The organism is Ralstonia sp. 25mfcol4.1, assembly GCF_900104095.1.
GTDB lineage: Bacteria > Pseudomonadota > Gammaproteobacteria > Burkholderiales > Burkholderiaceae > Cupriavidus.
This window is the reverse complement of sequence record NZ_FNJO01000008.1, coordinates 40,382-62,282: the sequence shown is the minus strand read 5'-3', so window position 1 is coordinate 62,282 and position 21,901 is coordinate 40,382. Positions and strand designations below refer to the sequence as shown.

General features: G+C 65.0%; 20 protein-coding genes. 4 read left to right on the top strand and 16 right to left on the bottom strand.

Annotation, left to right across the window (positions count from 1 at the left end; all coding sequences use genetic code 11):
• Window positions 1-45 precede the first annotated feature (45 nt).
• From BLQ58_RS15605 to BLQ58_RS15535, 15 genes are all read right to left on the bottom strand, one after another.
• Window positions 46-1,782 carry an IlvD/Edd family dehydratase gene (locus BLQ58_RS15605; RefSeq protein ID WP_254775976.1) on the bottom strand — a complete coding sequence of 579 codons (1,737 nt, stop codon included), beginning with the start codon at window positions 1,780-1,782 and terminating at the stop codon, window positions 46-48.
• 220 nt (window positions 1,783-2,002) lie between these two features.
• Window positions 2,003-3,310, bottom strand: a complete 1,308-nt coding sequence (locus tag BLQ58_RS15600; protein WP_254775975.1) for a DUF445 domain-containing protein — start codon at window positions 3,308-3,310, stop codon at window positions 2,003-2,005.
• Between the two features lie 7 nt (window positions 3,311-3,317).
• On the bottom strand, window positions 3,318-4,160 hold the full coding sequence (gene phaZ / locus BLQ58_RS15595; protein WP_092600234.1) for a poly(3-hydroxyalkanoate) depolymerase: 843 nt from the start codon (window positions 4,158-4,160) through the stop codon (window positions 3,318-3,320).
• A 62-nt stretch (window positions 4,161-4,222) separates the two neighbouring features.
• Entirely contained in the window at window positions 4,223-4,672 is a 450-nt protein-coding gene (phaP, locus tag BLQ58_RS15590; protein WP_092599697.1) for a TIGR01841 family phasin, read from the bottom strand.
• 60 nt (window positions 4,673-4,732) lie between these two features.
• The gene (locus tag BLQ58_RS15585) at window positions 4,733-6,454 is read right to left on the bottom strand and encodes an alpha/beta fold hydrolase (RefSeq protein WP_092599694.1); all 1,722 of its coding nucleotides are present in this window, start codon (window positions 6,452-6,454) and stop codon (window positions 4,733-4,735) included.
• Window positions 6,455-6,471: 17 nt separating this feature from the next.
• The gene (locus tag BLQ58_RS15580) at window positions 6,472-6,942 is read right to left on the bottom strand and encodes a MaoC family dehydratase (protein WP_092599691.1); all 471 of its coding nucleotides are present in this window, start codon (window positions 6,940-6,942) and stop codon (window positions 6,472-6,474) included.
• 70 nt (window positions 6,943-7,012) lie between these two features.
• Window positions 7,013-8,665, bottom strand: a complete 1,653-nt coding sequence (locus BLQ58_RS15575) for a fatty acid--CoA ligase (protein WP_092599688.1) — start codon at window positions 8,663-8,665, stop codon at window positions 7,013-7,015.
• 209 nt (window positions 8,666-8,874) lie between these two features.
• Complete coding sequence (locus BLQ58_RS15570) at window positions 8,875-11,523, bottom strand: winged helix-turn-helix domain-containing protein (RefSeq protein ID WP_254775974.1); 2,649 nt, start codon at window positions 11,521-11,523, stop codon at window positions 8,875-8,877.
• Window positions 11,524-12,401: 878 nt separating this feature from the next.
• Window positions 12,402-13,502 carry a zonular occludens toxin domain-containing protein gene (locus BLQ58_RS15565; RefSeq protein ID WP_092599682.1) on the bottom strand — a complete coding sequence of 367 codons (1,101 nt, stop codon included), beginning with the start codon at window positions 13,500-13,502 and terminating at the stop codon, window positions 12,402-12,404.
• A complete protein-coding gene (locus tag BLQ58_RS15560) occupies window positions 13,499-13,774 on the bottom strand; it encodes a DUF2523 family protein (RefSeq protein ID WP_092599679.1) in 276 nt (91 codons plus the stop codon). Before BLQ58_RS15560 ends, BLQ58_RS15565 begins: the two co-directional genes overlap by 4 nt.
• Window positions 13,774-14,355 (bottom strand): virulence factor TspB C-terminal domain-related protein, encoded by a 582-nt coding sequence (locus BLQ58_RS15555; protein WP_092599676.1) that lies wholly within the window; start codon window positions 14,353-14,355, stop codon window positions 13,774-13,776. Before BLQ58_RS15555 ends, BLQ58_RS15560 begins: the two co-directional genes overlap by 1 nt.
• Window positions 14,356-15,151: 796 nt before the next feature.
• A complete protein-coding gene (locus BLQ58_RS15550; protein ID WP_092599673.1) occupies window positions 15,152-15,481 on the bottom strand; it encodes a hypothetical protein in 330 nt (109 codons plus the stop codon).
• Window positions 15,482-15,484: 3 nt separating this feature from the next.
• On the bottom strand, window positions 15,485-15,688 hold the full coding sequence (locus BLQ58_RS15545; RefSeq protein WP_092599671.1) for a major capsid protein: 204 nt from the start codon (window positions 15,686-15,688) through the stop codon (window positions 15,485-15,487).
• A gap of 246 nt (window positions 15,689-15,934) precedes the next feature.
• Window positions 15,935-16,933, bottom strand: coding sequence for a phage/plasmid replication domain-containing protein (locus BLQ58_RS15540; protein WP_175459928.1), 999 nt, complete (start codon window positions 16,931-16,933; stop codon window positions 15,935-15,937).
• A gap of 173 nt (window positions 16,934-17,106) precedes the next feature.
• Window positions 17,107-17,397: a single-stranded DNA-binding protein gene (locus tag BLQ58_RS15535; RefSeq protein WP_092599665.1), complete on the bottom strand. Its 291-nt coding sequence runs from the start codon at window positions 17,395-17,397 to the stop codon at window positions 17,107-17,109.
• Window positions 17,398-17,519: 122 nt separating this feature from the next.
• Between BLQ58_RS15535 and BLQ58_RS15530 the strand changes: the two genes are divergently transcribed.
• The 4 genes from BLQ58_RS15530 to BLQ58_RS15515 all read left to right on the top strand — a co-directional run bounded on the left by BLQ58_RS15530 (window position 17,520) and on the right by BLQ58_RS15515 (window position 21,261).
• Window positions 17,520-17,813, top strand: coding sequence for a helix-turn-helix domain-containing protein (locus BLQ58_RS15530; RefSeq protein ID WP_092599662.1), 294 nt, complete (start codon window positions 17,520-17,522; stop codon window positions 17,811-17,813).
• A 375-nt stretch (window positions 17,814-18,188) separates the two neighbouring features.
• A complete protein-coding gene (locus BLQ58_RS15525) occupies window positions 18,189-19,682 on the top strand; it encodes an alpha/beta hydrolase family protein (protein WP_092599659.1) in 1,494 nt (497 codons plus the stop codon).
• A 255-nt stretch (window positions 19,683-19,937) separates the two neighbouring features.
• Window positions 19,938-20,615 (top strand): VIT1/CCC1 transporter family protein, encoded by a 678-nt coding sequence (locus BLQ58_RS15520; protein WP_092599656.1) that lies wholly within the window; start codon window positions 19,938-19,940, stop codon window positions 20,613-20,615.
• A gap of 1 nt (window position 20,616) precedes the next feature.
• Window positions 20,617-21,261, top strand: coding sequence for a hypothetical protein (locus tag BLQ58_RS15515; protein WP_092599653.1), 645 nt, complete (start codon window positions 20,617-20,619; stop codon window positions 21,259-21,261).
• Window positions 21,262-21,351: 90 nt separating this feature from the next.
• On the opposite strand, the gene BLQ58_RS15510 is transcribed toward BLQ58_RS15515, so the two are convergent.
• Window positions 21,352-21,834, bottom strand: a complete 483-nt coding sequence (locus BLQ58_RS15510) for an aminoacyl-tRNA deacylase (RefSeq protein ID WP_092599650.1) — start codon at window positions 21,832-21,834, stop codon at window positions 21,352-21,354.
• Window positions 21,835-21,901 lie beyond the last annotated feature (67 nt).

The following is a 21,901-nucleotide window of genomic DNA, read 5'->3' as shown; positions in this document are numbered from 1 at the left end:
GGCGCCGCGCCGCCCTCTCGGGGCAGCCGCGCCCGGGGTGGTGCGTCAGTGGTTGTCTTTCGGCACGGCCGCGCCGCTCTTGCCGACCAGGAAGTCCATGTCGGCGCCCAGATTGGCTTGTTGCACGTGCTCGAAGTACAGCCGTGTCCAGCCGCGCTCCATCGGCGGCGCGGGCGGCTGCCAGGCCGCGCGCCGTCTTGCCAGTTCCTCGTCCGATACATGCAGGTGCAGCTTGCGGGCTTCCACGTCCAGTTCCACCATGTCGCCGTTCTGCACCAGCGCCAGCGGACCGCCGGCGGCCGCCTCGGGCGTGACGTGGAGCACCACGGTGCCATAGGCGGTGCCGCTCATGCGGGCGTCCGAGATCCGCACCATGTCGGTAATGCCGCGGCGCAATACCTTGGGCGGCAGCGGCATGTTGCCGGCCTCGGCCATGCCCGGATATCCGCGCGGGCCGCAGTTCTTCAGCACCAGCACGCAGTGTTCGTCGACGTCCAGCGATTCGTCGTCGAGCCGGCGGTGCATGTCCTCGCTGTCCTCGAACACCACCGCGCGGCCCGTGTGCTTGAGCAATGCCGGCGTGGCCGCCGACGGCTTGATGACCGCGCCGTCCGGGCTCAGGTTGCCGCGCAGCACCGCAATGCCGGCGTGAGGCTTGAACGGGGCATCGAAGGCGTGGATGACCTCGCGGTTCCAGTTCGGCGCGTCCTTGCAGTTGTCCCAGAGCGTGTTGCCGTTGACGGTCAGCGCGTCGCGGTTCAGCACCGGGCCCAGTTCCCGGATCACGGCCGGCAGGCCGCCGGCGTAGTAGAAGTCTTCCATCAGATGCCGGCCGGATGGCTGCAGGTCGACCAGGCAGGGCAGGGCGTGGCCCAGCGCGTCCCAGTCGTCCAGGTTCAGCTTCACGCCGATGCGCCCGGCAATGGCCAGCAGATGGATCACCGCGTTGGTGGACCCGCCAATGGCGGCGTTGACCTTGATGGCATTCTCGAAGGCCTGGCGCGTCAGTACCTTCGACATGACCAGGTTGTCCTTGACCATCTGCACGATGCGCCGGCCCGAGGCGCGCGCCAGGATGTTGCGGCGCCCGTCCACGGCCGGAATCGCCGCGTTGCCCGGCAGGGCCATGCCCAGCGATTCGACCATGCAGGCCATCGTGGATGCCGTGCCCATCGTCATGCAGTGGCCGTGAGACCGGTGCATGCAGCCTTCGGCCTCGAAGAAATCCTCCTGCGACATGTGCCCCGCGCGCACTTCCTCTGACATCTTCCAGACGTCGGTGCCCGAACCAAGTTCCTGGCCGCGAAACTTGCCGCTGAGCATCGGGCCGCCCGAAATGCCGATGGTGGGCAGGTCGACCGACGCCGCGCCCATCATCAGCGCCGGGGTGGTCTTGTCGCAGCCCATCAGCAGCACCACGCCGTCAATGGGATTGCCGCGGATCGACTCCTCCACGTCCATGCTGGCCAGGTTGCGGAACAGCATGGCGGTAGGGCGCAGCATGGTTTCCCCCAGCGACATCACGGGGAATTCGAGCGGAAAGCCGCCGGCTTCCCACACCCCCGTCTTGACCTGGTCGGCCAGCGTCCGGAAATGCGAGTTGCAGGGCGTGAGTTCGGAATAGGTATTGCAGATGCCGATGACCGGCCGGCCATCGAACTGGTCATGGGGAATGCCGCGGTTCTTCAGCCAGGACCGATAGATGAAACCATCGCGATCCAGTCGTCCGAACCATGCCTGGCTGCGCCTTTTGGGCGGCCCCGGTGGATTGTCGTCGTTCACTCGGGTCTCCTGCGTTCTGCTTCTTGTAGGGGGTGCAGATCCGGATGCCGCGACCCAATCCCGCGCCGCACGCATGCCGAGTTGAACCGAGTCTAGGTCAGGGTATCGGACAGGTAAAGTGGTATTACCAATATGCGGTATGGGGCTTTCCCGTATGCCGGCAGCCCCGCCCGTCATGACGCGCCGCAACAGCCCCAGCGTGCCGGCGGCCCGGCATGGATCAGCCGGAGACCAGCAACATGGCCGCGTGCAGCAGTACGCCAACCATGCCGCCGACGAAGGTGCCATTGATGCGGATGTACTGCAGGTCGCTGCCGATTTCGGACTCGATCTTGCGGCTGATCTCGGCGGCGTCCCAACCCTTGACCACCTCCGTGATGAGCATCGGCACCAGATGCCGGTAACGGCTCACGGTAAGCTGAACGCAGTGCAGCCACCAGGCGTTCAACCTGGCCTGCAACGCCGCGTCCTCGCGCACGCTGGCCCCGAGCGAGACCAGCAGATCGGCCAGCATGGCGCGCGCCAGCGAATCCTGGCGCACGGCGTCGGCGATGATCCAGTCGCGCAGCCGTTGCCAAAACGCGCGGTAGCTGTTCTCGCGCTCCAGGTGGCGCAGGAAATCGCGCATCCATAGCCGGCCGATGCGCCGGTAGCGGTTCGACGTGCGCAGCCTGTCGATCATCGCCTGCACGGCTTCATCGAATTGCTGGCGCAGCGGATGGTCCGGCTCGGTCCGCACCTCATGCAGCAGCGCGATCACGCCTTCCATGAACTTGTTGACGATGTAGGCATCGAGCCGCACCGGCGTGTAGCGCGACGCCTCGCTGAACTTGGCCTGCAGCAGCCCGGCGTTGTCGGCGAGCCACGCCTCCAGCGCCGTCAGCGCACGCGCCAGCAGCGGCTGGTGCCGCTGGGTGTCGGTCAGGATCTGCAGCAGGTGGCCGGCGATGCCCGAGACATCGAGCGTACGCAGGCCGGGCAGTGCGCCACGCTGGATCAGGCGGGCCACCTCGTCATCGTCGAACACGCGCAGCAACGCGGGCAGCGCGTCCACGGCCTGATCGGCCAGCGCGCGGCTATTGCCGGGCGTCGCCAGCCAGGTGGCCGCTGCCTGCGCGGTGTTGTGCGAGCGCAGCCGGCCGACGATGACTTCGGGCGCCAGGAAATTGCGCTCCACGAAGATGCCCAGGCTTTCGGCAATGCGTTGCTGGTTGCGCGGAATCACCGCCGTATGGGGTACGGGCAGGCCGAACGGATGGCGGAACAGGGCCACCACGGCGTACCAGTCGGCCACGGCGCCCACCGTGCCGGCTTCGGCAAAGGCACGTACCCAGGCCAGCCACGGATAGTGGGGCTGGCCCAGCACGCTGGCCACCAGCAGCGCGAGCATCGCCACCAGGATGCCGGTGGCGATCGTGCGCATGCGGCGCAGGTCGCGGTCGCCGCGTGCGGCACCCTGGCCCGCGTCGGCAGGCGGGGCGCCGGACGTCTCCGACCTTGTGGAAGGAATTCCGGCGCGGTCGCTCATGCGCGGCTCACTGCAGGTCCTGCCGCAGGAACCCGCGGATCACGGGCGCCACCTCCGCCGCCCGCGACACCAGGAACAGATGACCATCGTCGATCACATGCAGCTTCGCCTGGCGGATGCGCGCAGCCAGTATCTTCGCGTTGGCCAGCGGCACGATCGGGTCGTCGTTGCCATGCATGACCAGCGTCGGCTGCCGCAGGCCGCCCAGCCACGGCAGGCTGCTCCAGCCCCAGGCCGCCAGCAGCTGGTAGACATAGCCGCGTCCGCGCGGCGGCTCGATATGGCGGCTGTGCTCGCGCAACAGCCCGAGGTCATGGCGATAGGCACCGCCGTACAGATCGCCGCCGATCTTTTCCAGATAGGCGGGATCGGTATAGCGGCGCGGCCCGATCATCCTGGCCAGCACCGACGGCCTGGCCGGCACCATGATCACGCCGGGCGATGTCGCGGCAAGGATCAGCCGCCGGCAACGCCGGGGATAAAGGTGCGCGAACTCCTGGGCAAGCGCGCCGCCCCAGGACACGCCCAGCACGTCCACCTGTCCCGTATAGCCCAGGTGGGTCAGCAGCCTGTCGGCCAGCAGGCTCAGGGTGGAAAAGCGATACGGCATGACCGGCGTGGGCGAACCGCCTACGCCGGGAATGTCGAAGATCACGACTTCCACGTCGCCAAGCGCCGCAATCAGCGGCTCGACCAGCTCCAGATTGGCGCCGATGCCGTTGAACAGCAGCAGGGGCGGGCTGCCGCGGGTGCCACGGCGGATGCCGACGCGCAGCGTCCTACCGTCCACGTCGATGGTGCGAATGTCCAGTTTGCCGCCGGTTTCGGCCTGGCACGCTGCCTGATTCATCTGGTTGTCCTTGTCGCAGGCGCCCCGCAAGGCGCCCGCCGGCGTTTCACGATGATCCGCGATCACTGCGCGGGCTTGAACAGCGCCTTCAGTTCCTCCACATTCTCGGCGATCCGCTTGCTGGCTGCCGACACGCTGTCGGCCTGCGTCTTCTGGGCGATGTCGGCCAGGTCGCGCAGGTTGGCCAGCGACTTCTGCAGTGCCCCCTGCGTCAGTTCCACCGCGCCCGTGGCGCCGGCGCCGTTGCCTGCTGCGCCCGGCTGCAGCAGGCGGTCCTGCAGGGCGGACAGCGTGCCGCGCACCACTTCCGCCTGCTTCTGGCTGAACGCTTGCACGCCGTCGAGCAGTGCGAGGTTGATGGTGGCCAGCGCGGCCAGGTCCTTGCGACGCGCTTCGGCAATGGCGCTCACGTCGAGGCCGGGCAGGCGCAGGCGCTGCAGCATGCCGTTGTACGCGGAGAACAGGGCGGCGGCGGGGTTGGCCGGCGAGGACTTCGATGCAGTAGTTTCCATGGTTTTGATGCTATTGGTGCGGTTGAGAAAAGAAACGCCCGGATACGACGGTCGGAACGATCACGCGCCGGTGACGTAGGTGCCCGGTGCGTCGCACAGGGCGGGGTGGCTGGCGCTGCCCACGTGGGCCGGTGCATCGCGCCGGTCGCCGGATCGCTCGGCCAGCCACGTGCGCCAGTTGTCCCACCACGAATCGGGCTGCGCGGTGGCGCCGCCCAGCCAGGCCTCCGGATCTTCGGGCAGGGCCGCATCCGCATTGACGAAGAACCTGGCCTTCGGGTTGCCCGGCGGATTGATCAGGCTCTGGATGTGGCCGCTGGAACTCAGTACGAAGCGCGTGTTGCCGCCGAACATCCGCGCAGTGTTGTAGACGCCCTTCCACGGGGTGATGTGATCGGTGATGCCGCCCACCACGTACGTGTCGCACGCCACCTTGGACAGATCCACCGGCGTGCCCAGCACGGTCAGCGCGCCGGGCCGGGCAAACACGTTGCCGGCGAAGATGTCGAGCAGCTGGCCGTGGAACTTGCCCGGCAGCCGCGTGGTGTCGTTGTTCCAGTACAGGATGTCGAACACCGGCGGCGCATTGCCCAGCAGGTAATTGTTGATCCAGTAGTTCCACACCAGGTCGTTCGGCCGCATCCACGCGAACACGCGGCCCATCTCGTTGCCTTCCAGCACGCCCTTCATGATGCTGTTCTGCTTGGCCGCGGAGATGCTCTCGGGCGTGGCGAACAGGCCGATCTGCGACTCCTCGCTGCTGTCCAGCACGGCCACCATCAGCGTGGCCGCATTGACCAGGCGCTCGCCGCGCGCTTCCAGATGGCCCATCAGCGCCGACATGGTCATGGCCCCGGAACAGGCGCCGTGCAGGTTCACGTCGTCGCTGCCGGTGATCTCGCGCACCGCATGGATGGCTTCGATCAGCGCCGACACGTAGGTGTCCATGTCCCAGTCGCGATGCTCGATGGTCGGGTTGCGCCAGCTCACGGCAAACACCTGGAATTCGCTCTGCAGCAGGTAGTCGACGATGCTCTTGCCCTTCGACAGGTCGAACACGTAGTACTTGTTGATCTGCGGCGGCACGATCAGCTGCGGGCGCCCGTGCACCGTCGCCGTCGCCGGCTTGTACTGAATCAGTTCCAGCACCTCGTTGCGGAACACCACGGCACCGGGCGAGGTCGCCAGGTTCTTGCCCACCTGGAAGGCCGACGTATCGACCTGCGACGGCATACCCTGGTTGCGCACGGCGTCCACGATGGCGTTCTTGATGCCGGACACCAGGCTGGTGCCGCCCGATTCCACGATCTTGCGCAGCGCGGCCGGATTGCCGAGCAGCGTGTTGGTCGGCGCCAGCGCGTCGGTCATCAGCTGCAGGACGAACTGCGCGCGCTCCTTGCTGCGGTCGTCGAGCGCGGACCGATCGACAAAGCCGCCCAGCGCGTTACACCAGGCCAGGTAGCTCTGCATCGCCACGCGATAGAACGGATTGCTCTGCCAGGCGCTGTCGATAAACCGCTTGTCGCCTTTCTGCGGCGCGGGGCCGCCCGTGCCGGCCAGCGCGGCCACGATCTCGCGCGTCAGCGCGGCACCTTGTTCGACCAGCAGCCCGGGTTGGCGCACGGTCTGCGCGCCCACCTGGCGCACGGTGTCCAGCACGTCGCACGGGCGCAGCCCGATGAACGGGTTCAGCTTCGGCCGGTTCGTGCCGGCGTGGCCTTCCTCTTTCAGGACATTCGGCGCCGCGAGGGCGCGCACGGGGGATTCGATGTTGGCTTGCATGTTGTCTTCGGCTCCTCTCAGCGCGCTGCCATCAGCATGGCCAGCGATTCCGCCAGCAGCGCCGGCTTGGTTTCGCCTTCGATTTCCAGCGTATTGATCATCCGGGCGATCACACGGCCGTCGCCCTTGTCTTCCACCGCGGCCAGCGTCACGCGGTTGCGCACCCGTGCGCCGGCCTTCACCGGCGCCAGGAAGCGCACCTTGTCGAGCCCGTAGTTCAGGCCCGCGCTGGCATCGTGGGGCACCACGCCCACTTCCATCGACAGCGAGGCCAGCAGCGACAGGCTCAGGTAGCCGTGCGCGATGGTGCCGCCGAATGGGCTCTCGCGCTGTGCGCGATCCACGTCCACGTGGATCCACTGGCGGTCGCCCGTGCAGTCGGCAAAGGCGTCGACACGGGCCTGATCGACGATCAGCCAGCCCGATACGCCAAGCTCGCGGCCGACGAAGTCGCCCAGGGTGTTCATGCTGTAGCCAGCAATGGTCATGGTGTTGTCTCCTCGCACTCGTTCACTCGTGCATTCGTTCATTCGTTTGGTCGCGCGGATGACTGGTCGCTCAGGCGACGAAGCGTTCGCGCATCAGTTTCTTGTTCAGCTTGCCGATGCTGGTCTTTTCCAGGGCGTCGACGATCCGCACCGTCTGCGGCACCGCGTATTTCGAGATCCGGCCCTTGGTGGTGAAGGTCATCACGTGGTCGCGGATGTCTTCCTCGATGGCCGTGACGGCTTCGCCGGGCTTGAGCACGACCAGCGCCACGGGGCGCTCGCCCCATTTCTCGTCCTTGATGCCGATCACGGCCACTTCCGACACGCGCGGGTGCTGCGAGATCAGGCTTTCGATTTCGAGCGACGACACCCATTCGCCGCCGGACTTGATTACGTCCTTGATGCGGTCGGTGATCTGCAGATTCCCGGTGGCGTCCATGTTCGCGATGTCCTGCGTATGCAGGTAGCCGCCGTGCCAGAGCGCCACCGAGGCCTCGGCATTGCCGCGATAGCCCTGCGTCAGCCACGGGGCGCGCACCACAACCTCCCCGCTGGCCTTGCCGTCATGCGGCACGTCGTTCATCGCGTCGTCCACGATGCGCAGGTCCACCAGCGGCACCGGGCGCCCGGTCTTGCAGCGCAGGCGAATTTCGTCGTCGATATCGCGCGGCTGGGCGTCCTCCGGAATCTGGGCCAGGCTCAGCAGCGGACAGGTCTCGGACATGCCGTAGCCCGCGAAGACGTCGATGCCGCGTTCCAGCGCGGCGCGCGCCAGGCCGTGGGGCAGGGCGCCGCCGCCGATGATGACCTTCCAGCGGCTGAAGTCGGCCGTCTTGGCGGCTTCGCAGTTCAACAGCATGTGGAGGATGGTGGCGACGCAGTGCGAGAAGGTCACGCCTTCGTCGCGCACCAGCCTGACCAGCTGGTCGGGCGCGTAGCGGCCCGGGTACACCTGCTTGACGCCCAGCACAGTGGCCACGTACGGCATGCCCCAGGCGTGCACGTGGAACATCGGCGTGACGGGCATGTAGACGTCGCCGCGATGGAACCGCTGGCCAGACATCGGACTCGCCAGGCCGGCCGTCGCGGTAATGGTGTGAAGCACAAGCTGGCGGTGGGAAAAATGCACGCCCTTGGGCAGGCCCGTGGTGCCCGTCGTGTAGAACGTGGTGGCCCGCGTGTTCTCGTCGAAATCGGGAAAGTCGTACGCCACCGCGTTCGCCGCCAGCAGGTCTTCGTACTCGGCGCTGAACGGGATGGTGAGCGATGCCGGCGCGCCGTCCTGGTCGTCGAGCAGCACGAAGACACGCACGGTGTCGAGCGTGCTACGGATCGATTCCAGTACCGGCAGGAAGTCGGTATGCACCAGCAGCACCTCGGCGCCGGCGTGGTTGATCGTGTAGGCGATCTCGTCCGGCGACAGCCGCACGTTCACCGTCTGCAGCACGGCACCCATCATCGGCACCGCGAAGTAGCACTCCAGATAGCGATGGCTGTCCCAGTCCATCACGGCCACCGTGGTTCCATGCTCCACGCCAAGCCGGCTCAGGCCGTTGGCCAGGCGGCCAATCCGCTCGCGCATCGTGCGGTACGTCTGGCGGTGGGTGCCGCGGTACACGATTTCCTGGTCGGGGTTCTGGCCAAGTGGCGTATGCAGCAGCTGCTTGATCAGCAGCGGATAGGCGTAGGCGTTCGGGGCGGTGTCGTGCATCGCGTCCAGCATGGGTGTGTCTCCTGCGTATTCCAGACAAAAGGGAAGTCTGTGGTGCGCCGGAGCCGTCACCCCACGGGGGATTCAGGCGGCGCTATGTATGGATGCCATGTTGGCCGTGCAGTCTGGACGGCCGTATCCCCCAAAAAGGGGACCGGAACGGGGGAGCGCGTTTGGGGGAGGCGGGGGACGGAGGCCGGAAACGAAACCGGCGGGGGATGTCAGTGCCCGGCGACCAGCCCCAGCGATTGCGCACGCGCGACGGCGTGCGCACGTTTTTCCACGGACAGCTTGACGAAGATGCTCTTGATATGGGTCTTGACGGTTTCGGGCGCGATGCCCAGCGTCCGCGCGATTTCCTTGTTCGACTGGCCGGCCGCGATCAGCGCCAGGATGCCGCCTTCGCGCGCGCTCAGCGCGTCTCGCACCGACGCCGACGATGCCTTTTGCCGCATCTGGTAGCGCTCGTTGCAACGTTCGAGCAGCTCGTCGATGCAGGCCAGGCGTTCCGCGCCGCCGCCAGCGGCGACGGTAGCCTTTCTGACCAGTTCCAGAAGGGCCCTGACGCCGGGCCCCTGATCCAGGATGATGCGGTACGCACGCGCGGACTGGATGGAGGCCAGCACCCGGCCGCATTCCTCGACGGCCCGTTCCGCCGACCCCCTGGCGTGGCAGGCCAGTGCCAGCAAGGTGCGCGCGCGTAGCGCCAGATAATCGGGCCGGCTCCGCGAAAAGCGCCGGAGCAGGGCGTCCAGCAGGCGCACGGCGTCTTCAGGCCGCGCCCCGGCCATGGCCAGGCTGGCGGCGCCAAGTGTCCGATAGCGGTCCAGTTCGCTGACGCAGGCCTCGCAATCGGGCGCATCGACGGTGTTCACCAGCCTGTCGATCTGTTCGACGCACGCGGCGGCTTCCCGGGCGCGGCCTTCGGCAAGCAGCAGCCGGACACGCTCCAGGAGGATGGCAGCCACCAGCCGGTGCCACGCGCGTTGATGGCCAATCGTCAACGCCTGTTCGATCCACACGTGGGCCTGGTCCAGGTGCCCGCGCGCCGCCGCAATCCGGATCAGCAACGTGTACGCCACCAGCACGCTGTCCAGCAGGACCGCCACGTCGATGACAGGCATGCGTTCCACCAGCAGCGTTTCGGCTTCTTCGAGCCGGTCCTGCTCGTAGCGCAACTGGGCAAGCGCCGGTGCGCACAGTGCGGCGGCCGTCGAGGCCGGGCCGGCGTGGTCTTCGGCAAATCGCATCGCCTGCAGAAAGTATCGCTCTGCCACGTCGAAACGCATCTGCTGCAGTTCCGCCAGCCCCAGCAGGCAAAGCCGGTAGACCGAAGACAGCGGATAGCGCCGGTTTTCGTCGGGCGAATAGGGTATCCATGGCGTGGCGTACAGCCGTTCCAGATCGCCGGACTTCCAGTGCGCGAACCGCACGACGTTGCTTAGCACGTTGATCATCCACGGATCGTCCGACAGCGGGCGGCGCAGGCAGTCTTCCGCCAGCCGCAGCGCGCCCTGGGCATCGTCGCGCAGGGCGGTGAGCAGGGCGCGTATCGCCCGGCATTCCCACAGGTAGCGGTCGCGATCGGCCTCGGGCCCTTGCGCGGCATCCAGCTCGATGGCTTCGACCATCGCAGACGCTTCCTCGAAACGCATGGCCAGCGCCATGCCGCGTGCCAGCGCCAGGCGCACATCCACCTGGCCACGCATGATGTCCGGCGGCAAATGCCGCTGCCAGCCAAGCAGCGTCATCAGATCGCCCTTGCGGACCAGCGACATCGCACATTGACCAATCAGGGCAACCGCATCGACGGCATCGCCGGCTTCCAGCGCATGCCAGACGGCGTCGGTCCACAGTGCCTGCGCGGCATACCAGCGCGACGCGCGCCGATGCAGGTCGGCAATGTCGATGTCAGCGGCGGTCTCAAGCCGCTGGCGAAGGTAGTCGCGCAGCAACTGGTGGTAGCGAAACCACCGACCCTCGACATCCAGCGGATCGAGCAGCAACTGGCGCGTGGCCAGCGCCTGAAGCATGTTCTGGCTATCCGCCGCGCCGGTAACGGCCATGCAGAGCGGCGCCGAAAGCCGGTCGAGGATGGCGGTACGCACCATGAAATCGACCAGTTCCGGGGTCTGGCAGGCCAGCATCTCTTCCAGATAGGCTGCGATAGGCCGCGCCGTGCCCGATGGCGCCACCCAGGTGCCCGACTGGCTGCGCGCCAGCATCGGGGCGGACAGGCGCAACGCGGCCGCCCAGCCTTCGGTCGAGGCGTGCAAGGCGTCCACCGAGGCCTGCGGCAGGCCACCCGCGCATTCGCGCTGCACGAACCGCCCGGTTTCGTCGGCGCTGAAGCGCAACATCGTGGCGTCGATTTCCAGCAGCGCATTGCCGGCCCGCAATCGCGCCAGCGGCAAGGGCGGATCCGCACGCGTGCCCAGCACCAGATGGAAGTTCGACGGCGCGTGGGCCAGCAGCAGCGCAACGGCTTCATGAATCGATTCAGTGGCGATCAGGTGGTAGTCGTCCACGAACAGAAACAGCTCGTCGTCGATCTCGGCCAGCGTGTTGGCCAGCGTGGCAATCACCGCGCGGGGCACGAGCAGCGAGACATCCCCGGCAAGCCCTGGCGGCGCGCCTTCGGCGGCACAGGCACGGTACAGCGATTGCGCTAGATGACTTAGAAAATGCGCAGGCTCGTCGTCTTCCTGATCGACCGACAGCCAGGCGACGCGGACGCCATCGGCGCGCAACCGGTCAAGCCAGGCGATGCAAAGCGAAGTCTTGCCGAAACCTGCCGGGGCCTTGATGACGGTGAGCCGCTTGTCGCGGCCCTGGCCCAGCACGTCCAGCAGGCGCGGACGTTCGATCAATCCGGACGGCAGACGCGGCGGAAGAATCTTGGTGGCCAGCAGGAACGGCGCAGACGGCGCAGACGGCGCAGATGGGGTCGCAGCAACACCCGCGGATGCTTCCGCGACGCGCTGGCCGGAAGCACGGTTGCGGGCCGCCGGCTTTTTCCGGGGCGGTGCCGGTGGAACGAGTTGGCCTTCGCGCATGAAGTTGATTCTAGCCGCGCCAACCCCCGATTCAAGCGGGGCCGCCGCGCCTGGAAGTGGCGGCTGGGATGCGCGACCCAGCCGCCGGCGCTTGCGAATCAGGTGACTCGTTATTTAACATAAGATAGATTATGAGCAAGGTTCAATCAGGCAGCAGGGGTCAGAAAAGAAGTCATTACGTAAAACGCCAGCCCTCGTGACGGGGGTTCAAACCGCAAAAGCCAGCACATAAGTTGCTGGCTTTTTTGTTGCCGGAGGCGAGATGAAAAACACGTCCAGGCGCTGGGTCTCTGCAGTCGAATTCGAGCAGTACACAGCTGGCCTACCACGAAAAAAGCTCTGCCGTCTATTGCGCAGATGCGACAGAACCATCAGGGATTGGCTGGCCGGACGCAGACCAATACCAGCCTGGACAATCGACACGCTGCGGATGGACCGGCTGGATGCGATCCGAGCACATCGGGAAATCTTCGGAGCTACCCTACGAATGGAGGGGGTCGAGCAAGCGGACGCACAATGAAGCACGGACCGCATAGTGCGGTCCGCGCGATGTACCAGGGTGACCCCTGAACGGGGTCATCGCCGGTCGCCTACGGCTGGCGACTCGAATCGCCCTGGTTGTGGTGAAGACGAGCTCGAAGTGCGGCTTGCATAGAAAGGGCTTGGCTGTCAGCGCACGAATGCACCTGGTGCTAAACACCTTTGTCGTTACGGTCAGGCGTAACGGAAAGTCGGTCACCTGGCATTGCACCAGGATCAACCGGCCCTGCAACAGGGTCGCGGTATGGATCGAACGGCGGTTTCTTCAGCCAATCGCGGCACTGCATCTCATCCAGGCCGGCATCCCTCCCCTGCTGGTTGTAGCAGATGCAATGCGCACCCATGCAGGCGCCCCCCACAACAATCGGCATGGCCTTGACCTGGCGAAGGTCGGCGTAGGCCGGCGCGCTCTCGGGCTTACCAGGGACGATGGGCACGAAGGCGGCAAGATATTCGCCACCATCGTTCGTGCGAACAGTGGGCGCGGGCAGAGCTGCAGGGGCGACAGAAGGAGATGAGGCACCAGCTGCTGTGGTAGGCCCCGCCGCCGCCACAGGCGTCGTCGGGGTCGAATGAGTTCTCTGATACATGCTGTGATAAACGCGCCAGCCCAGGAAGGCCACCAGGAGCACACAGGCGATCAGCATCATCAAGGCTGGCGGCACGGTGTACCGACGCTTGATATGCAGGCTGGAGGACTTGTAGAGCGAAAAGACGTGCTTGGGTAGCTTGAACTTCCTCTTAATCGGCGCTGTATTGAAATTCTCAGGATTGGCACACTCGGGCCACTCGTAGTACCAGCGACCGAGCAGGCCCACATCACGCAGGTGGATATGCTGACCGACCAGCTTGCGGATATGCGAGTCCAGGAAGGTCGGATTCTGCGTCATGAGGATGAACGTCACGCCCGTATGGCGCACGGTCTCGAAGGCCGCCACATGGTCTGGAATCTTCGACCCAGTGGCACGCACGCGGAAAATACGCTGTGCCTCATCCAGGACAATGAGCGAGTTTTCCGGGAACGTGAAGTAGTCCAGCTCGTTCTGATCCGGGTCTTCCGGATCGATGCGCTTTTCGGTCCAGTCCTTCACCGGAGGTGTCGGAATGTACGGCAGCTTGAGCTCCGGAATCCCGAGCTGGAAGATGGGCCGGCCAGCATCAGCAGCCTTCCGCATCAGATCCACCACCAGGGCAGTCTTGCCACCGCCAGGCGTAGCGGTGACCAGGGTAATCGGTTGTGTGCCTGCGCTCATGCGACCCGTCCCATACGTTTGAGAATCATCATCGAGACCCGGGCGGAGATGCCGCCGGCGATGATGCTCATTGCCGTGAACAGCCCTGCCCTTGCCAGGATCGCAGCGTAGTCAGCCGTGATCTGGCCCATGTACCCCTTCGCCGCGGCTAACGCACTGGTGACAGCCGTATCGACGCCCACGAACGTGATGAGGCCAATGCCCAGGGAAAGGAGCACCTGACGAGCCAGCGGCCCGGCAAGTGCCATCAAAAACGGTGCGAGTGCGCCCATCAGTCAGAACCTCCTTTGAAGCCCATGCCCAGGGCAATGAGCACAGCGACAATCCATGCAACGCCCAGGATGGCCGGCCGGAACATGTCAGCGGCCTTGCAAACGGGTTGGTAGGAGAAAGACAGAGACTGCGCGCCACGCAAGTGCATCGGCACAACGATGTCCGCAGGACAGGCCGCAGTGTCAGCGCCCCACCCCGTATCCGGCGTAATCGTGATGTGACGCTCGTCTTTGCCCAGGTCTGGGCCCTGCGGAACCTCGCCCGTAGTCATGCAGCCAAGACGGTCCTCGTGACCGACACAGGGGTCATCCTGCTTCTGAGGTGCCGCAGCGACACCAGAGGCATCCGTAACCGGGTTTCCCTGGGAATCAACCTCCTGCTTCGCAACCTGCACCTCGGCTGTCCTCCCATCCGGCGCTGGCTGTACCGTGGCCACGTCCTGATACCGCTTGCCCGTCACAGGGTCAGCGTACGGATTCGACAGCGGAACAACCTGAGGCTTCGCGTCAAACTGCGGGTTGATATCGAGGAAGACGCCATCCTTGCCCAAGGCATTCAACAGCGCGTCACTCGACGTCAATGCGGTCGGCGGCACCTTAGCCCAGTCAGCATCCGTAGCAGGCTGAGGCGTAGGATCCTTCCAGCCAGGCGGATAACAAGTGCCCGAAGCCAGCGTATAACCAGCCTCACAACCACTGGGAACGCGAGTCGTGTAGATATACTCAGATTGCGACGGCCCTTGACAACCACCATCCTCCGTTGCCGTACCGAAAGGCGCTACAGTCGACCAACCCCTCAATACACGGTAACGCTCGCAGACCACACTACGGGATGCATCAGCAATGACCACGCTGCCGTACACGTACCTCCAATGCGGCGACGAAGCCAAAAACGGCTGATTGACAGACGGGTCCGTAGACGTAGCTGGCTTAGTACACCACGTCCCATCTGCACATTTCTGAATACCGTACGCAACCAAAAGTGAAGCAGCAATTGAGGCCGCTGCACCAAGCGGTGTAGTGCGAACCGCAGTGAGCGCGACTTGCGCTGCATTAGAAGCAAGGCGCCACGTAGCAGGAACTGTGACAAGCCGACCACCTACGGAAGTAGTCATGCCATTGTTGAACGCGGCGCCAACGAAGGCCGACGCAGCATTCGTGACATAGCCGGTAGTGGAAGCCGCAGATCGGGCCGCAGCGGCCCCGACAGTAAGCGGGACCGCAGAAGCCTCCACACGCCCCCAGAACAGCGCAGCGGCGAGCACCAGGACATAGAGAACGAGCGAGCGGCGAATCATCACGTCACCCTGAAAATGATTACTGCCGGCAGAACCGGCAGTAGGAATCCGGCCCAGAGCCAGAAATCGATAGCAAGCATCACAATCCCCTTCGCACCTGGACAACTGCCCAGGCCAGGGCCATCGCACCAACAACGCCCCAGCCCATCGTCATCCCATCGAAAAACGGACCCTGTGGGTCACAGGTCGGAAAACTGATCGCCGGTACCGACGCATCAGAAAGCATCGCCACCGCCCCGCCCGAGTCCACCTGATATCGCCGCAATACCCAGTTGCCAGAGACCTTCACAAACTCCGAGAGATAAGTTGTAGCTCCCGGAGTCTGTGCAGGCGCCACCGCGCTGAAATACGCATCGGCAGCATCGCTCTGGTTGGCGTAACAGCGACCGCCTACCAGCGCACCGTCCATGCGTCAGACAGCGCGACGCATGTACTTGAAGACGGCGATACCGACGATCACCACCAGGACAGCGCCGGCCACCGTGGCCGAGTCCGTACCGCCCTGGGTAATCGCGGTGGTCACCGCAGCCGGAACATCAGCCATGGCGGCACCGGATGCCACCATCGACATTGCGGCCAGAGTTGCGAGCTTTGCCTTCTTCGAGAACTTGAACATGTTGACCCCCTTAAGGTTAGGGTTGGAAAAACGAGATGGATTGTTCAGGTCCACCCCGCGTTGAAATCGTTTGTTCCAGCGAGCGCTCTGCTAACGCCGGGCAGGCGCGCGTGGCGCGCCTATCCCGTCGTCAGCTCCGCGACCGAGCAGCTTTGTACTGGCGGTACAGGCTGCGCGCATGAATGCGGCGCACGAGCTCGAAAGCGGCCTCGTTGGACCAGATGGAGCGAATGACGAGCCACCACATCACGCAGCCTCCCGCTTCCAGTACCAATCGGGCGCGGCCACCGGCAGCATCTCGATCACCTTTGGAATGACATGCACAGTCGCGGTCTTGCGCTGGTTGCTGATGTCGATACCGCATTCCAGCAGCACCTTGCGATGGCGATAGAACGTGCCATTCGTCATGGTCGAACGGCAGTCGATGCCTTTGAGCCACGCCTCGGCTACCAGGCGGCTCTTGTGCGGAACGCACTCCAAAAGTTCGAGGTCCGGGTTGGCCGTCGCCTGGAAGAGCGGCGCGGTTTTGTCACGGAAAATGCTGACGATGCGGTCCATGGTGATGGCTCCGAGATGCTTGAGATGAAGGTCATTGAGTGCCCGCCGGCGCAGCTTCATTTCGATGCGCACAAGGCCGTAGTCACGGCAGTACTCGTACAGCTGTGGGGACCGCTCTGCCGTGCCGTGGTCCACCATTTCTTTGGCCTTGTTGTAGGCCATGATCGACTGGCGGCTGTTGCCGAACCAGGCCGACTCACCCCCGTAAGCTCCGGACTTCATCCGGCTGAAAGACCGCTCTGCAACCCAGTCGATAAAGGCTTTGGCCTTATCTTCCGAAAAGGTCGCGCGGTTCTCCGTTACGTGAAGCTCAGAGAGCTTCGCCCCCGTCCACTCCGACTTGCCATCCTGGTCCATGCGAAAGCTGCCCTTCGTGAAGGGCGGCAGACCGAAGGTCTTGAGAATCCAGTTCGCCTTCTTGATGGTCTGATCGAAGTCCAGGTTGAACACGTTGTCGGGCCGGTTAAAGCGCCCGACGTTGCCCGACAGCCTGACCCGCTGCCCATCGCACTTGACGATGACAGTGCTGTCGTATGACCCCTTGTGCTTGTAATGCTGGAAGGACCGGAATTCGAAGGCCGCATCTTCGTCGAAGCGATCGAAGAAGCCGCCAGCGACGATCGGAAGACCACCGGCCATGTGGTCTTGCGAAATGTCGATCCAGTCAATGAATACAGAAGGCTGCATGCTCCCCTCATAGCAGTGCGCCATGCTTAGAAAACCCCGGGTATTTGGGGCGATTACCAAAATGGGAATGATCGGCGGGTGTTACTGATTCCCGCCGATCTGAGGTGCTTTGGGCGGGCCGGTGCTCCCCTGGTGAGCAGGACCGGCGAGCTGGAGCAGGAAGGCGGCGCGCATCACGCTGCTGCCTTCACGTTGGCGGCGACGGGCACCAGGCGGGGGGAAACGGTGAGCTTGCCGTACTTGTCGGCCCAGAAGCTGGCCGGCGAGAGGGTGTAGACACCCGCAGCATAGGGCTGCTGGCCTTCATCAATGCGCACTTCGATGCGGGTCGGGTGGCGGTTCGGCTGGCCGGCCTGGTCACACAGGAACGCCCAGCCCTGCTGTGCGCGAATCTTCCACTCGCGGCCGTTGCTGATGCCCCCACGTTGCTTGACTTCTGTGCTCTCGATTTCGATGCGGATCATGATTTTTTAACCCCTCGTCGGTTTCCCGGTATATTTCGGCTTGCGAACCCGGTTGGAGTTACTCCGAACAGGCTCACGCGCACGTTACTCCGAACAGAGTCAGCGAGTGATTGGAGATACATATGAGCTACCAAGAACTGATAGCTAAAGCATTACACGGCCGCAGTGTTCGAGTCGTGGCACAGGAAATGGGCGTACCGCAACAGACGTTCAATCGCTACGCACGCGGTGACCGGTTGCCGGATTACGCGACTGCCTTTTTGCTCGCCAAGGAAGCTGGGATGGACCCGCGCGAGGTGTTCTTGACCCTGGCGGAAGAGGAAGCAAAACGGAAGGGATTGGAAATTTTTTCCAAGGGTTTTAATGCGCTGCTGTCACTCGTCAAGCCGCGCCGGACTTGGGTTCCGGCGTGGTGACAGCAGCCTAAAGCTTGATTGAACCTTCGATAGATTATTGAAGAATCGCGTGTCAGGGCCAAATGGACCGATGCCAGCGATTCACGGAGGTCCCGTCTTGGGAGCGCAGCGTATCCGGGCCGCCGGCGCAAAGCCAGTGAGCAGCGCCCGAAATCCATACACCGGCGGCGACGCAGAAGCCGGATGAACGCGCATGTTGCAGTGCGTAACGCGCAAATCGGACACCTGTTTGAATATTGGCGTGACGTATCGCCGCGGTTACATTGGCCGGGCGTTGTCACGCGGGGGAAGCATTTGCATTGAAAGACTGACGGCGGTCGAGGACGCGTGCCGACGCACTCCCACACTCACGATAAAGAAGACAGAGGAGACATCATGCATCGCGTATTCCAGAGCACTGCCCTGGCGTTGGCTGCCGGCTTCCTGCTGTACGGCTGTGGTGGCGGCGACGACAACGGGTCGGCCAGCACCGCATCCACGCCCACTCCCACGGCGCCGACGGTCCAGCCCGAAGACGTGCGCCCGCAAGACAGCCGCACCTTTACCGTCGATACCAACGCGCTGGCGGCCAAACTGGCGCCGCTGGCCGGTGCGCCCGCGTCCGACCGCTGGTCCGGCCAGCTCGGCAATGCAGGTTATGTCGTGGAAGTGCCCGCCGCCTGGAACGGCAAGCTCGTAATGTATGCCCACGGCTACGCCGGGATGGGTTCCGCGCTCTCCGTCACCATCCCGGGCATCCGCAGGCATCTGCTGGAGGCCGGCTACGCGTGGGCCGCGTCCACCTATTCGACCAACTATTACGATGTCCGCGCCGGCCTGGAGGACACCAACGCGCTGGCGCTGGCGTTCACCGATATTGCGAAGAAGAATGGCCGTACGCTGGCCGCGCCCAGCCGCACGTACATCGTTGGCCATTCGATGGGCGGGCATATTGCGGCCGCGGCCGTGGATGCCGAGAACATCCAGACCGCCGTGCACAAGGTGACGTACAACGGCTCGGTGCCGATGTGCGCCGTGCTGGGCGACACCGAACTGTTCAATTACTTCGGTGGCTATCAGACCGCCGCGCAGCAGTTGGCCGGCATGCCCGCCACATCGTGGCCGGTCACGAACTGGGCGCAGGTCGTGACGCCGCTGATGTCGGCGTTGTTCACCACCTATCCCTCGGCGACCACCGCCACCGGCGACAAGCTCAAGGCCGTGGTCAAGAACCTGACCGGCGGCGAGCGCCCGCTGTTCGAACTCGGCTTCGGGAAAAGCCCCGCATCGAAGGCTTACCAGGACGCGGTGTGGAGCACATTCGGCTCTGACGGCACCGTCAACGGCATCCTGACGCAAAACGTCGTGGACACCACCGCCCTGCTCTATCAGTTCGACAACGACCCGGCCCAGTCCGCCGAGGAACAGGCGTTCAATGCGGCCATCTTCCGCGTGCGCCCGGTCGCCGATGCCAACCGGCTGCGGCGCGACGGCCTGCGCTGGATTCCGCAGAACGCCGCGAAAATCAGCGTGCCGGTGCTGACACTGCATACGCTGGGCGACATGTACGTGCCGTTCAGCATGGAGCAGATCTACAAGCGCCGCGCCGACGCCAACGGCACGGCGTCCTGGCTGGTGCAGCGCGCAATCCGTGGCATCGCGCACTGCGATTTCACGGTGGCGGAGCAGACCAGGGCGTTCGACGACATGGTGGCGTGGGAGCAGACCCGCACGCGCCCCGCCGGCGACGATGTGCTGACGGCGTCCGTGGTGGCCGATGCCAGGTATGGCTGCACGTTTACCGACAATACGGTGGGTGCCGACGACGACCCCGTGACGAAGAACCTGCGACTGGTGATCGCAGCGACCCCCGGCACCAGTTGCCAGTAGCCAGGCGGGCCGCCGCGCGGCGGCCTCCGTTACCCGCATGCAAATGGCGCCGTCGGTCCCGACGGCGCCCGGCGGCGTCCGCCCGGTCTCCCGGTCTCACGCCCCCCCGGCCCTGGACGATCCCTGCCCCTGCCGACTCCCCCGTGCCAAAGGGCGCCGCCCGCGCCGCGCGCTAGGACGTTGGTCCAATGGCAGCGCCGCATGGATGGGTCTACCGTGTCCTAACCCATTGCTGGCACACGGGGAGGAACCAGCATGTCGGCTATCAATCCGTCACAGAGCGACAGCGTCGAGGATCGGGCTCCGGCCCTCGACGTGGTCGATCGCGTGTCCGAAATGTGTTTCGGGCTGTACATGGCGCTGACGTTCGTGGGCGCGGTATCTTCCGCCACAGCCGGGCCCGATGCCGCCCAGACCATGCTGCGCGCGGCCCTCGGCTGCAATCTTGCCTGGGGGCTCGTCGACGCGATCATGTATCTGGTGCGGACGCTGGCCGGCCGCGGCATGCTGCAGAAGCTTGCCCTGACGGCCAAGCATGGCGACGCGCCCTCGGGCATCGCGGCGATCCGCGACGCGCTGCCGCCCGCCATGAATCCGCACATTGCCAACGAGGATCTCGAACCGGTACGTCTGCGGCTTGTCTCCGGCGCCACCGTGCCAGACCGCCCGACGCTGCATGGCGGCGACTTTCTTGCCGCGATCCGCATCTTCTTCATCGTCGTGCTGACGACGTTCCCGGTCGCCCTGCCCTTCGTGCTGCTGCACGACCTGTCCACGGCGCTGGTCGTCTCCAGGGTACTGACGCTGATCATGCTGTTCGTGGGCGGCGCGGCGCTGGGCCACTACGGCGGGATCAACCCCTGGCGGGCCGGATTCTGGATGATGGCGCTCGGCGTGGTCGTCACCATGGCCGTCATCGCGCTGGGGGGATAAGATGCGCGCGCCCCTGGTGGCAGTTGCGCTCTGGCTGGCGGCAATCGGCGCGCAGGCCCAGGAGGTTGCCGTCACCCCGCCGGCGCCCGCTGCGGATACCCCGCCGCCCGCCTGGAGTTTCCTGGCGACCGGCTTCTGGAACATGCCGCGACACGAAGACAGCTACGCTTCGGGCATTTTCGGGGCCGATCATGGCCAGCTGCATCTCGAAGCGCGCGTCAACTACGAGGCGAGGCATGCCCAGTCGGGTTTCGTCGGCTGGTCGTTCTCGGGCGGCGAAACGTTCCAGTACAAGGTCACGCCCATCGTGGGCGTCGTGGTAGGCAGCGCGCACGGGCCCATTGCCGGCGTGGAGGCCAGCCTTGCGGTCAGCAAGTTCGATTACTACATCGAAGCCGAATATCTGCCCGGCACGGGCTCCACCACGCCCTACACCTATGCGTGGAGCGAACTGGGATTCCGCCCGGTTCAGTGGCTGCGCGTGGGTCTGGTAGCCCAGCGCACGCGGATCTACGGCGGCGATCGCGAGTTCCAGCGCGGCGGTCTGGTACAGCTCACGTTCGGCAAGGTCACCGGCAGCGTCTACTGGTTCAATCCGGCGTCCCACGATCAGGTGGTCATCGCCGCCATGACGCTCGCGTTCTAGCGCGAGCGCGCCAACCTGCCGGAGCCGGCCTGGCTCCGGCAGGCGGCCAGATCGTCACGTATGCAGCGAAAAGCGGTTTGCGCGCCCTGCCTACATCACGCGATGCGCAAAATGGCCGCGCCGCGCTTCGGACATCAGCTGCGCGAAATCGTCCACGTTCATATGGACCAGCCCATCGCGGTCGCCCGCCTCGAAGTAAACGTCGTCGTGGGTCAGCAGGCTATCGTCGATCCAGGTCAGCGTGCCATAGGCCATGCCTACCGGCGGCAATGCCCGCTGATCGCAGTCTCGGAACACCTCGCGCACACCCTGGGCATGGGCGTAGGTCAGCTTGCGGCCGGTCTGCTCGCGCAGTTCGGCCAGCTTCAGATGATGGCTGGCTGGAATCACGGCGGCCAGGTAGCCCTTGTCGTCCTCCAGCAGCACCGTGCGGGCCAGCCGGTCGGCGGGGATGCTCGGGGCCGCGCCGTCGCCGGTGTGGGCCGGCTGTCCAGGCCGCCCGCGGCGATGCACGGTCTCGAAACGGGTCTCGGCCCGGCTCAGGCATCGTGCCAGCTTCGTAGCCATGGTCATGATTGCAGCCTCCCGGCGTCATGCGCCGCAGTGGTCTGGGGTACCGGAACTATAGGTCACGCACTGC